Annotated in this window: 10 protein-coding genes; all 10 read right to left on the reverse strand. The window is 71.6% G+C overall.

Features of this window, described 5'->3' with window-relative positions; all coding sequences use genetic code 11:
- From N3K63_RS01705 to N3K63_RS01750, 10 genes are read right to left on the reverse strand one after another with little or no spacing between them, the layout of a single operon-like run.
- Positions 1-258, reverse strand: a complete 258-nt coding sequence (locus tag N3K63_RS01705; RefSeq protein WP_261578232.1) for an acyl carrier protein — start codon at positions 256-258, stop codon at positions 1-3.
- Between the two features lie 33 nt (positions 259-291).
- Complete coding sequence (locus N3K63_RS01710) at positions 292-1,515, reverse strand: pyridoxal-dependent decarboxylase, exosortase A system-associated (protein ID WP_261578233.1); 1,224 nt, start codon at positions 1,513-1,515, stop codon at positions 292-294.
- A complete protein-coding gene (locus tag N3K63_RS01715; protein ID WP_261578234.1) occupies positions 1,512-3,095 on the reverse strand; it encodes an acyl-CoA ligase (AMP-forming), exosortase A system-associated in 1,584 nt (527 codons plus the stop codon). Before N3K63_RS01715 ends, N3K63_RS01710 begins: the two co-directional genes overlap by 4 nt.
- A complete protein-coding gene (locus N3K63_RS01720; RefSeq protein WP_261578235.1) occupies positions 3,092-5,485 on the reverse strand; it encodes a glycosyltransferase in 2,394 nt (797 codons plus the stop codon). Before N3K63_RS01720 ends, N3K63_RS01715 begins: the two co-directional genes overlap by 4 nt.
- The gene (locus N3K63_RS01725) at positions 5,482-6,930 is read right to left on the reverse strand and encodes a lipopolysaccharide biosynthesis protein (RefSeq protein ID WP_261578236.1); all 1,449 of its coding nucleotides are present in this window, start codon (positions 6,928-6,930) and stop codon (positions 5,482-5,484) included. Before N3K63_RS01725 ends, N3K63_RS01720 begins: the two co-directional genes overlap by 4 nt.
- Complete coding sequence (locus N3K63_RS01730; RefSeq protein ID WP_261578237.1) at positions 6,923-8,032, reverse strand: DegT/DnrJ/EryC1/StrS family aminotransferase; 1,110 nt, start codon at positions 8,030-8,032, stop codon at positions 6,923-6,925. The genes N3K63_RS01725 and N3K63_RS01730 overlap by 8 nt, the downstream gene beginning before the upstream one ends.
- Entirely contained in the window at positions 8,029-8,694 is a 666-nt protein-coding gene (locus N3K63_RS01735; RefSeq protein ID WP_315943075.1) for a NeuD/PglB/VioB family sugar acetyltransferase, read from the reverse strand. Before N3K63_RS01735 ends, N3K63_RS01730 begins: the two co-directional genes overlap by 4 nt.
- A complete protein-coding gene (locus tag N3K63_RS01740; RefSeq protein WP_261578238.1) occupies positions 8,691-9,839 on the reverse strand; it encodes a DegT/DnrJ/EryC1/StrS family aminotransferase in 1,149 nt (382 codons plus the stop codon). The genes N3K63_RS01735 and N3K63_RS01740 overlap by 4 nt, the downstream gene beginning before the upstream one ends.
- On the reverse strand, positions 9,836-10,834 hold the full coding sequence (locus N3K63_RS01745) for an SDR family NAD(P)-dependent oxidoreductase (RefSeq protein WP_261578239.1): 999 nt from the start codon (positions 10,832-10,834) through the stop codon (positions 9,836-9,838). The genes N3K63_RS01740 and N3K63_RS01745 overlap by 4 nt, the downstream gene beginning before the upstream one ends.
- Positions 10,831-11,913 (reverse strand): Gfo/Idh/MocA family protein, encoded by a 1,083-nt coding sequence (locus tag N3K63_RS01750; protein ID WP_261578240.1) that lies wholly within the window; start codon positions 11,911-11,913, stop codon positions 10,831-10,833. Before N3K63_RS01750 ends, N3K63_RS01745 begins: the two co-directional genes overlap by 4 nt.
- Positions 11,914-11,926: the final 13 nt, after the last annotated feature.

The raw sequence follows: 11,926 nt of genomic DNA on the forward strand, positions 1-11,926 counted from the left end.
TCAGGAGCGGAGCTTGCCGTCGACGAAGCCGGCCAGGCTGCCCACCGTCTCGAAGAGCTCGGCGCCGAACTCGTCGTCGTCGATCGTGATGTCGAAGCGGTCCTCCAGAGCACCGACGAGGGCGACGACCCCGAAAGAGTCCAGTTCGGGCAGCGCTCCGAACAGTGCGGTGTCAGGCTGCAGGTCGTCGGGCTGCTGCGTCAGTTCGAGCGCATCGACGAGCACTTCGCGCACGGCGGTCAGCGTTGCGGTGGTCATGGAGGGTCTCCTTCGTTCTCGGTTTCCGGGCGGTCAGACGAGCACCTCGGCCGGAGCCGGGTGTCCCAGGAATGCGGTGGGGCTGGCCGTGAGGCCGTAGGCACCCTGTTGGAAGATCACGACGAGGTCGTCGACCTGGGCGTGCCCGAGGTCGACGTCGTCGCCCAGCAGGTCCAGCGGCGTGCACAGGCAGCCGACCACACTGACCCGGGCGCCGACGGGCTCGTCGAGACGGTTTCCGACCGCGAGCGGGTAGTTGCGGCGGATCGCCTGACCGAAGTTCCCCGACGCGGCGAGCTGGTGGTGCATGCCCCCGTCGACGACGAGGAACGTCTTGCCGCGCGACACCTTCCGGTCGACGACCTTCGTCACGTACACTCCGCACTCCCCGACCAGGAAGCGGCCCAGCTCGATCACCGGTGCCGCGTCGGGGAACCGCTCGGCCAGCGTGCCGTCGACGATCTCGTGCAGGCCCGCGCCGACGGCGTGCACGTCGAGGGGCCGGTCCTTCTCGGTGTAGGGGATCCCGAACCCGCCACCCAGGTTCAGATAGCGCAGCGGACCGGTCAGGTGATCGGCGAGCGTCGAGATGAGCTCGACGGTGCGTCGCTGCGCCTGGGCGATCAGCTCGGCGTCCAGGTTCTGCGACCCGGCGAAGACGTGGAACCCGTGCACGTCGACGGCGTCGCCGAACATCGCGAGCACCGCGGGCACCTCTTCGGCGTCGATGCCGAACTGCTGCGGGCCGCCCCCCATGCGCATCCCGGAACCCTTCACCGCGAAATCGGGGTTCACCCGCAGCGCGACGGCGGCGCCCGCGCCGAGCTCCTCGGCAGCGGCGACCACGCGGCGCAGCTCGGTGACCGACTCTGCCTCGATCAGCACGCCGGCCGCGACCGCTTGACGCAGTTCGGCCGCCGTCTTGCCGGGACCGGCGAAGCTGACCCGCTCCGGGCGCATGCCGGTGTCCAGGGCGTGCTGCATCTCGCCCGCGGATGCCACGTCGATGCGATCCACGCGCGTCGCGAGGTGCTGCACGACCGCGGGCATCGGGTTCGCCTTCATGGCGTAGCTCAGCTGCACGCGCGCGGGGAGCACGCGACGCAGCAGGTCGACCCGCTCATCGATGAGCGCTCGGTCGTAGGCGAAGAAGGGGGTCGAGCCGACGCGGGCTGCGAGGCGGCTGAGCGCCATCCCCCCCAACCGCAGTTCGCCCTGCACGGTGCCGAACGGGATGACGTGTTCGTGCGGGCTCATGCCGACACCTCCGCGGTGATGAGTGGTCGATCGAACTTGCCGTTCGGGGAACGAGGAAGGTCGGGGCGGATGTCGACCCGGGCAGGGAGCATGTAGGCGGGCAGCAGCGATCGCAGGGCGGCGATGACGGCGGCCGGCTCCAGCCCGTCGCCCGCCGCTGTGACCACCAGCACGATCCGCTGACCCAGCGTCTCGTCGGCGACGCCGAGCGCGACGACATCGCGCACGAGACCCGTCGCGTAGGCCGCTTCCTCGACCTCGGTCGGGCTCACGCGGTAGCCGGAGGTCTTGATCATGTCGTCGGCCCGCCCGACGAACGACAGGAAGCCGTCTTCGTCGCGCACCACCGTGTCTCCGGACCACACCGCCGTCTCGGGAGCCCGCCACGGCTGACCGGGGTGCACGAGCGGCCGGAACCGCTCGGCCGTGCGCGTCGGATCGTTCCAGTAGCCCAGTGCGACGAGAGCACCTCGGTGCACCAGCTCTCCGGGCTCGCCGGGGCGGCACGGTGTGCCGTCGGGGCGCAGCACGAGGATCTCGGCGTTCGGGATGGCCTTCCCGATGGATGCGGGACGCCGGTCGACCTCGGCCGGGTCGAGGTAGGTCGAGCGGAAGGCCTCCGTCAGCCCGTACATGAGATAGGGATCGGCTGACGTGAACGTGGATCGCAGCCGGTCCAGGAGCGGGCGCGGCATCCGGCCACCGGTGTTCGCCCAATAGCGCAGGCGGCGGGCGGTCTCTTCGGGCCATTCCACGTGGGCGAGCTGCTGCCAGAGCGGCGGCACGCACGTGAGACCTGTCACACCGTGCCGGGCGCACAGCTTCACCACGTCGCGCGGGAGAAGGTAGTTCATGAGCACGCAGTGCGCTCCCACGGCGAAAGCCGTCGTCACCTGGCTGAGGCCGGCATCGAAGCTCAGCGGGAGCACGCTGAGGATGACGTCGTCGCTCGTGTTGCGGAGATACTCCGCGACGCTCTCGGCTCCGACGATGAGGTTGCGATGACTGAGGACGACACCCTTGGGCAGTCCGGTGCTGCCCGACGTGTACAGGATGGCTGCGGGATCGAGGTCGATGCCTCTCGCGGTGGCGCCCGCCATCGCGCTCGGGGCGGTCGGGCCCCCGTCGGGCCCCGGGGCGCTCGGCCAGTCGTGCACGGCGATCGGCCCGCCGACCACGTCGGCGCGGCCATCGACCACGATGACCTGGGACACGACTGTGTCGGCGAGCACGGCAGACAGCTGCGCGAGCCTGTCGGCCGAGGTCACCAGCACACGCGCACCGCTGTCACGCAGGATGTGCCCCACCTGCCGAGCCTTGAGCACGTGGTTGACGGGCACGAACATCGCCCCCGCGGCCGAAGCACCGAAGAGGGCCGCGACCGTCTCGACGCGCTTCTCGAGGTACACGGCCACGCGATCGCCCCGGCCGACGCCGAGGGCGCGCAGCAGGTCGGCCACCGCGCACGCTTGGCCCCACAGCTGGGCATAGGTGACGGTGTCGTCGCGGTAGGTGACCGCGGGCGCCTCGCCATCAGAGGCTGCCCGCTGCGACAACAGCTGGTGGAATTGCGCTCTCATCGCACCGCCTCCGGTTGCAGCCACGCCGCCATCTGCATCGCCCGCGCCTCCCAGCTGGCCGCCGCGACGGTGCGGCGGATCTCGACTCGATCATGTGGTGTGCGCGCGATGTCGGCAACATGTGCGGCGAAACTGTCCGCTCCGTCACTGCCCACCACGAACCTCTCGTCCAGCCCATGAGTGGATGCGACGTCGGAGGTGACCACAGCGACCCCCGCCGCCAGGTACTCGACCGTCTTGAGCGGATAGCTGCGGCGGTTGAACATGGAGTCGCGGTAGGGGGTCAGCCCCACGTCCACTGCTCTGAGATACGGGGCGAGCTGGTCTCGCGGGACCGCGTCGACCCAGTGCACGCGCGGACGGGCGATGAGGTCGTCGAACGTGCGGGCATCGGCGTCGTCGGCGAACCACCTCGGCCCGACGAGCAGCAGGCTGGTCCCCGATGCGTGGACGGCGCGCAGCAGATCCAGGTCGGTGCGCGCGTTGAACTGGCCGATGACCCCCGCGATCGGATGGCGCAGCGGCAGGTCGGCGGCCGCGACGTGCTCGAGGGTGGCGAAACGCTGCACGTCTGCTCCATTGGGGAGCCAGCCGGATGCCGCCGGCCCGCGCTGCAGGTGGCGCGCCAGGTCTTCGGTGACCGCCAGCACCAGGTCGGCCGCGGCGAGGTTCTGTTCGCGTGATGCACCGAGGTAGCGGCGGCTCACCCCCCACATCTCGGCGGCTTCGACGTAGTCGTCGGTTGCGTAGTAGATGCGCTGACCGCCGAGGTCGGTGGTCAGCGCGAGCATCGGTGCGGTGGTGGAGGCGATGACGGCGCGCGGCACGAGACCGTGCTCGGCCAGGTAGCGGCGCGCGACCTCGCCGCGGCGGCGGTTGGCGATGCCGCGCAGCAGCGGGCGCTGCACACCGGCGAAGGTGGCGGCGCGCAGGCGGACGACGTTCGGGTGCGGATGGCTGATCGCCGGCACCACGCGGTCGCGGGCGCGCAGCACCGAGTGCGGCGTATCGACCCAGATGACGGGGGCGTGCGCGGCGAGCGCGGTGACCAGCTGCCGGTCGGTGCCGGCGAGGGTGTCCCACCCGACGCCCGGGAAGTACACGATCGGCCCCGCGGGGTCGATGGGGCCGCCGGTGCGCCGGGCCGTCTCCGCCGCGCTCGCGACGGGGTCCGCATTGAAGTCGTCGGCGCGCTGACGCCCGCGCCAGCGCGCGACGCGCTGAGTGACCAGGTAACGCGCGAAGCCGGCGACGCACCGCACGGTCTCCGCCGCCCGCCCGACGCGGCCGGCGCCCCGCGCGGCTGCGGCCACGGCGTCGCGGTAGAGCGTCACCTGCGTGCGGGCGGCCCTGGTGAGGCCATAGTCCTCCACCACCCGTCGCCCGAAAGCGGCGAGTTCGCGGCGACGGCGAGCGTCGGCGAGAAGCGGCAGCAGCTGCGCCGTCAGCGCGCCCGCTCCGTGCTCGATGCCCGACCCGACGCCGTACCAGCCCCGCCACCGGAACTCGTCGACGCTGTGCTCGTCGAGCGTGCGGAAGTAGCCGTGCTCCCCCTGCACGACGAGCGGCTTGGCGAACGCGAGCGCGCGCAGCGCCGACCCGCCCATCCCGAGCACGACGTCGGCGGTCGCATAGGCCGCCCTCGGGTCGCTGAGCTCACCGGTGAAGATCACGACGCGACGACCGGCGCGCTGGTTGGCGACGACGGCGCGCCGCTCCATCTCGGGCCGGGCTCTGCCGTCGCCGACGATCAACAGCTGGAACGGGGAAGACCCGGCCAGGGCGCCGGCGACGTCGATGGCGGTGAGGATCCCCTCCGACTTCAGCTCCGGCACGAGCCGGCTGACCACGACCACTGTCGGAAGTTCGCTCAGCCCCCATCTCCGGCGGAAGTCCTGCCCGGCCTCCTCGCCGACACCGCTGTTGTGCTCCAGGTCGACGGGAGGCTCGATGAGGTTGACCGCCGACCGCCCCGCCCGCTGCTCGCGGGCGCTGATCTGCTGCGTCCCCACGACCAGCGGCATCCAGCGGGGCAGGAAGGGCGCGACCGCCATCGACATGACGGTGCTCATGGCGGCGACACCCGGCAGGGCACGCACGGCCCACGCCGCCTCCAGCGCGGGTGGCCATTCGTAGCCGTGCACCACGTCGATGCCGCGCTCGGCGACGATTCTGCGCAGCGCGAGCGCCACGCGCCGCGACGGTCGCCTGCCGGGGTCGGGTGACTCGATGAACTCGAGCCCGAGCTCGTCGATGCGGGTGCACAGGGTGCCACGGCGGCCGAAGACGATGCACTCGTGGCCGAGGCGGGTCACCGCCGCCGCGAGCTCGATCGCGTTCGTCTGGCTTCCGCCCATGTTCAGGTCGTGGGGATACACGAGGATCTTCATGCGTGGCGACCTCCCGCCGCGTCGCGGAAGCGCCGCACGTCGTCGCGGTGCAGCGTCAGCAGAGCGCCGATGACGGCCACCGCGATGCCACCGGCGATCGCCGCGGTCAGCAGGTCGGGCATCGCCGCCTGCGAGAGCGCCCAGCCGGCGCACCAGACCACGCCGCCGGCGACGGCGGGCAGCATCACAGCCCGCGCGAGCGCGGCCGCCCGCACGCCGTTGCGGTTCAGCAGCAGGGCGTAGAGGGGCGTGAGGACGGCGGCGGCCACGATCACCTGGGCCGCGGCGACGCCGGGCGCACCGAAGGGCACGACGAGGGCCAGCATCAGCGGAAGCCCGGCGGCGAGAGCGACGGCCTGAGTGACGAGGATCCACCCCGAGCGGCCGAGCACCACGAGGTAGTCGTAGGCCAGCTCGAACCCGATCCGGAACGCGGCGAACGCCGCGAGCCACAGCAGCACCTGAGCCGCCGGCAGCCAGGCCGTCCCGTAGACGAACTCGATGACGGGCTGCGCGGCGCCACTGACCGCCAGACACGCCGGCACCGCCACGCTCATGAGCAGGGCGAAGACGCGCACATAGGTGCGCGACATCCGATCGGGCTCGTCTTTGATGGCGGAGAACATCGCCGGGGCGACGGCGCGCAACGGCTGGGAGAAGATCGAGACGGGCCAGCTGGCGAGGTTGAAGGCGAGCACGTAGAAGCCGAGCGCCTGTGCGCCGAGCACCGCGCCCACGATGATCTGGTCGGCGAATCCCGACGCGAACACGATGATGCTCGAGGCCGCCAGGGGCAGCCCGAACCGCCAGAGCCGCCCGGCCACCTCGCGGTCCCACCCGAAACGGTAGGGGACCGGCGACCACCGCCAGATCATCGCGCTGAACACGAGGCTGGCCACGAGGCGTCCGATCGCGAGCGACATCGCGCCCCACCCCAGCAGGGCGAGAACGAGTGACAGTCCCGCCCCGAGCCACGTGTTCACCTGGTCGGCGATGGTGCGTTCCTTCTGCATGAACTCGCGCTGCAGGATGGCCGCGGGCGTGGCCACCAGCCCGTTGATGAGGATCGACAGCGCCAGCACCTGCACGACCGGCGTCGCGGCGACATCGCCCAGCGCCGTCGAGATCAACGGCGCCGAGGCGTACATCACCACGGTGAGCAGGGCGCTCGAGGCGACGGCGATCGTGTTGACCGTCGGTGCGATGGCCGACGGATGGTCACGCCAGCGGATGATCGCCAGGCTGACGCCGAGTTCGTTGAAGCTGAGCACGGCCAGCAGGGCCACCGTCGCGATCGCGAAGATGCCGAACTCCTCGGGTCCCAGCACGCGGGCCAGGGCGACGCCGATCGCGAGGGTGCCGAGCCTCGCGGCGATGGTGTTCCCGAAGCTCCAGGTGAACGCGCGCGCCGCGCGCGTGGGCACCGAGTGCGAGGGCTCACTCACCGCGCACCGCTTCGGCCAGCGCCGCCGCGACCCGGGCCTGCTGCGCCTCGGTCAGGTGCGGGAACATCGGCAGCGACAGGATGCGGGTGGCGGCGGCCTCCGCCACGGGGAACTCTCCCGCACGGTGACCGAGCCCCGCGTAGGCCTGCGTCTGCGGAACGATCGTCGGATAGTGGATGCCGGCGCCGATGCCGGCGTCGGCCAGTGCGGCGAGCACCCGGTCGCGCTCGTCGACGCGAACCACGTAGAGGTGCCACACGTCGGTGTTCCCGGGACGCGAGGTCGGCAGCCGCACGCCGTCGATCCCGTCGAGCAGCGCCTCGTACCGCGTCGCCGCCGTGCGCCGGTGCTCGTTCCAGCGCTCGAGCCGGCGCAGCTTGGCCCGCAGCACCGTGGCCTGCACGGCATCCATGCGCGCGTTGCATCCGATCCGCTCGTGGACGTACTTCGTCGCGCTGCCGTGCGCCGCGAGGGTGCGCACCGCCGCGGCGAGTTCGGCGTCGCCGGTGAGCACCGCCCCGGCATCGCCGGCGGCACCGAGGTTCTTCCCCGGATAGAAGCTGGTCGCGGCCAGGGCGCCGAAGGCGCCCGCCCGGCCCTCCGAGGAGCTCGCCCCCTGCGCCTGAGCCGCGTCCTCGACGACCGCGAGCCCGTGGCGGGCGGCGATCGCCAGCACCTCGGCCATGGGTGCGGTCTGTCCGAACAGGTGCACCGGCACCAGCAGTCGGGTGCGCGGGGTGATCGCCGCGTCGAGAGCGGCGGGGTCGATGAGCAGGTGCTCGTCGTCGACGTCGACGAAGACCGGCACCGCGCCGATGCGCGAGGCCGCCTCCGCGGTGGCGATGAAGGTGTTCGCGGGCATGATGACCTCATCGCCCGGGCCCACCCCGAGCGCGCGGTAGGCGAGTTCGAGCGCGTCGGTGCCGTTGGAGACCCCGACCACGTGCTCGACGCCGATGTACCCGGCGTACTCGTCTTCGAACGCCGCGATCTCGGGGCCGCCGATGAAGGATGCCTGTGCGAGCTGGCGCTGCCAGGTGGCCAGCACCTCGAACGACACCTCCTCCTGCTGCGACTCGAGATCGAGGAATGGCACGTTCATACCCGCTCCTCCCGCACTCCGGTCACGACCGCGTCCCGCGTGCGTGCGCCCATCGGACGGGCCGGAACGCCGACCCAGGTCTCCCCCGCCGGCACGTCGCCGAGCACGGCAGCCGACATCCCCACGGTGGCCCCCGCCCCGATCCGACTGCCCTGCCGCACGGCGGCGTTCATCCCGATGTAGGCCTGCGCGCCCACCCGCACGCCGCCGCCGAGGGCCACACCCGCGGCGAGCGTCGCAGCATCCTCGATGACGTCGTCGTGGGTGATGGTGCAGTTCGGCATGACGACGACGTGCCGGCCGATGCGGGCGTGTGCCGTGACGACCACACCGTCGAGCACGATCGACCCGCGGCCGACGGTGCTGGTCGTGCCGAGGCGTGCCGACGGCGCGATGTAGGTGGCGAACCGTTCGTCGGTGACGCCCCACCCACGCAGCTGCGCGACGATCGCGGCCCGCGCAGCGCCCTGCCCGACGCAGACGAGCAGGCGCTCGGAGCGGCGCCGTGCCGTGGCGGTGCCGCCGCGCACCGGGACGCCGTCGACGTCGGTGCCCCACAGCGTCTCATCGTCGTCGAGGATGCCGACGACGCCGGAGATCCCCGCCGCGATCAGTTCCCTTGCCAGGCCGCTCGCCCCCACAAGGAGCAGCCCGGCGATCACGCGACCGCCGCCTTCGCCGGTTTGAGCAACACGTCGATCACCCGATCCTGATCCGATTCGCTGAGAGAGTGGTAGACCGGCAGGATCAGCGTCCCGTCGGTGAGGCGTTCGGTGACGGGGAGCGAACCCTCCGGCGCCAGGTCACGGTAGGGCGGCTGGCGGTGGGCGGCCATGATGCCGCGACGCGCCGAGATGCCCGCCTCGGCCAGCGCGACCAGAAGCCCGTCGCGGTCGAGCGGATACGCGTCTTCCACCTCGACCCAGAACGACTGCACGTTGCCCGTGCCGTAATCGGGGTCGGACACGGTGCGCAGGCCCTCGACCCCGCGGATGCCGGCGCGGTAGCGCGTCGCGATCTCACGACGACGGCGCACGATGGCCGGCAGCTTGCCGAGCTGGACGAGCCCGACCGCCGCCTGCAGGTCGGTCATCCGGTAGTTGAACCCGATCTCGGTGTACTCCTCGGCCGGCGGCAGCACCGACCGGTGCCGGTCGGCGGCCGACACGCTCATCGCGTGCTCCCGCAGCCGGCGGGCCCGTGCCGCCCAATCGGCGCGCGAGGTGGTCAGCATCCCGCCCTCACCGGTGGTGAGGAGCTTTCGCGGATGGAACGACCACGCCGCGATGTCGGCTCCCGCGCCGACGGGCCGGTTGCGATAGGTCGACCCCGCCCCGCATGCGGCGTCCTCGATGACGACGATGCCGAGTGGATCGGCGATGGCGCGGATCTCGACGAGGTCGACGGGCACACCGCCCTGGTCGACGGCGATCACCGCGCGCGTGGCGGAGGTGAGCAGGCGTTCGATCTCGGCCGCCGTGATGTTGCCGGTGACGACGTCGACATCGGCGAACACCGGCGAGGCGCCGACGTAGCGCACCGCGTTGGTGGTCGCGATGAAGGAGAACGAGGGCACGATGACCTCGTCGCCCGGTCCGATGCCGGCCACGACCAGCGCCAGGTGCAGCGCCGTGGTGCAGCTGGTGGTGGCCACGGCATAGCCGGCGTCCATCACCCGGGCGAACTCCTCTTCGAACCGGGCGACCCGCGGACCCTGGGCGACCCAGCCCGAGGCGATCACCTCGGCCACGGCGTCGGCCTCTTCCTGACCGAGCCACGGGATCATGACGTTGATGCGTTCGCTCATGCGCCCACCACCTGTCGCCCCGACGCGATCTCGTCGCGCAGCGGCGCCCACCATTCGACGAGCTGCCGCAGCCCCTCCTCGATGCCGATCGTCGCCTCGAAGCCGAGGTCGCGGCGAGCGGCGCGGGTGTCGGCGAGCCGGCGCACCACTGCGTTCACCGGGCGCTCGGGTCCGTGCTCGACGCCGAGATGCTCGGCGTCCATGACCCGCAGCAGCGCTTCGGCGAGTTCGAGCAGGCTCGTCTCGGTGCCGCTGGCGATGTTGTAGGTGCCTTCGACGACGTCGCTGCGCGCGGCGAGCACGTTGGCGCGGGCGATGTCGGGCACGCAGACGAAGTCCATCGTCTGCTGTCCGTCGCCGAAGATCAGCGGCGGGCGCCCGTCGGCGATGCGCTCCATCCAGCGCACGAGCACCTCGGTGTAGAGGCCGTGCACGTCCATGCGGGGGCCGTACACGTTGAAGTAGCGCAGCAGCACGTAGTCGAGCCCCTGCATGGCGCGGAAGCTGCGCACCAGCCCCTCGTTGAAGGTCTTGGACGCCCCGTAGATGGTGTCGTTGTTCTCGTGGTGGTGCCGCTCGTCGGTCGGGAAGGTCTCGGCCATCCCGTAGACCGAGGCGCTCGAGGCGGCGATCAGCTTTCCCACCCGGTGGCGCGCGGCCGCCTCGACGACGTTGAACGTGCCGTCGACGAGCACCTCCAGCGCCAGGCGCGGCTCCTCCGCGCACTGCGTGATGCGGATGGCGGCCTGGTGGAACACCAGGTCTTTGCCGGCGACGAGGTCGTCGACCAGATGCGCATCGCGGATGTCGCCGTCGATGAGCGTGACACGGCCGGTCGCGATCGCTTCGTCGAGATTCGCGAGCCGGCCGCGCACGAGGTTGTCGAGCACGTCGACGTGGGCGGCGCCCGCCTCCAGCAGCTGGTCGACGAGTGTCGAGCCGATCGTGCCGGCGCCGCCGGTGACGAGGATGCTGGTTCCTTCGATGCGCGTCATGCGGCGGCCCCCCGGGTCGATCGTTGCGGCTGGATGTCGAGCGTCATGGGTGCCGGCGCCCCGCCGGCGGCGAGGCTGCGCTGGGCGGCATCGAGCACGGCCAGCACCCGCAGGCCGGCTTCCCCGCTGGTGCGGGCGGGGCGCTTCTCGTCGATCGCGGCGGCGAATTCTGCCACCACGCCGCCGAGCGCCTCCCGTTCGGGAAGGGCGGGCGACCAGGTGTCGCCGAGGCGGTAGGAGATGTTCGCCGACCGGCGGTCGAGCGTCGTCTCCTTCGAGACGGTGTCGATGTCGACGCCCCGGTCGTACACGCTGATGCGCTGCTGCGGGTTGAGGTCGTCCCAGACGAGGGTGCGGCGGGTGCCCCCGATCACCATCTGGCGGATCTTCGTGGGGCTCAGCCAGTTGACGTTCACGTGGGCCATCGCCCCGCACGCCAGCGGCATCGCGAGGTAGCCGACGCAGGCCTTGCCGGTGCGCAGCGGATCCGAGCCGTGCGCCGACACGGATGCCGTGTCGAGCCCGCCCGGGAGGATGAAGTCCATGATCGACAGGTCGTGGGGCGCGAGGTCCCAGAACACGTCGACGTCGGGCTGGATGAGGCCGAGGTTGATGCGCGTGCTGTCGACGAACAGGATGTCGCCCAGCGCTCCCTCGGCGATGAGCTCGCGGATCTTCAGCACCGCCGGCGTGTAGCAGTAAGTGTGATCGGCCATGAGCACGAGCCCGCTCTCGGCGGCGCGGGCGACCATGTCCTCGCCCCGCGACTTCTCGTCGGCCAGCGGCTTCTCGACCATCACGTGCTTGCCGGCCGTCAGCGCCGCCGTCACGATCGGGTGGTGCGTGCGCGCGGGCGTGGCCACCGCGATGGCATCCACGCTCGCATCCGCCAGCACGTCGGCCAGGCTCGTCGTGATGGGCACGCCCCCGACGCTGTCGGCGACGGCCTGCGCGCGCGCCTGGTCGAGATCGCAGATGCCGGCCAGCTCCCACTGCGCGCTCGCGCGGAAGTTGCGGGCGAGGTTCGGGCCCCAATAGCCGGCCCCCACGACCACGATCCTCTTCTTCTTCTCTGTCACTGTGCTGCCTCCC

Origin of the sequence: Microbacterium festucae (assembly GCF_025421715.1) — a bacterium.
Taxonomy (GTDB): domain Bacteria; phylum Actinomycetota; class Actinomycetes; order Actinomycetales; family Microbacteriaceae; genus Microbacterium; species Microbacterium festucae.

Excerpts from the sequence above, each read along its gene's own strand:
- N3K63_RS01740 (WP_261578238.1), bottom strand. The coding sequence starts at position 9,839 with ATGAGCGAACGCATCAACGTCATGATCCCGTGGCTCGGTCAGGAAGAG.
- N3K63_RS01720 (WP_261578235.1), bottom strand. The coding sequence starts at position 5,485 with ATGAAGATCCTCGTGTATCCCCACGACCTGAACATGGGCGGAAGCCAG.
- N3K63_RS01730 (WP_261578237.1), bottom strand. The coding sequence starts at position 8,032 with ATGAACGTGCCATTCCTCGATCTCGAGTCGCAGCAGGAGGAGGTGTCG.
- N3K63_RS01710 (WP_261578233.1), bottom strand. The coding sequence starts at position 1,515 with ATGAGCCCGCACGAACACGTCATCCCGTTCGGCACCGTGCAGGGCGAA.
- N3K63_RS01715 (WP_261578234.1), bottom strand. The coding sequence starts at position 3,095 with ATGAGAGCGCAATTCCACCAGCTGTTGTCGCAGCGGGCAGCCTCTGAT.
- N3K63_RS01745 (WP_261578239.1), bottom strand. The coding sequence starts at position 10,834 with ATGACGCGCATCGAAGGAACCAGCATCCTCGTCACCGGCGGCGCCGGC.
- N3K63_RS01705 (WP_261578232.1), bottom strand. The coding sequence starts at position 258 with ATGACCACCGCAACGCTGACCGCCGTGCGCGAAGTGCTCGTCGATGCG.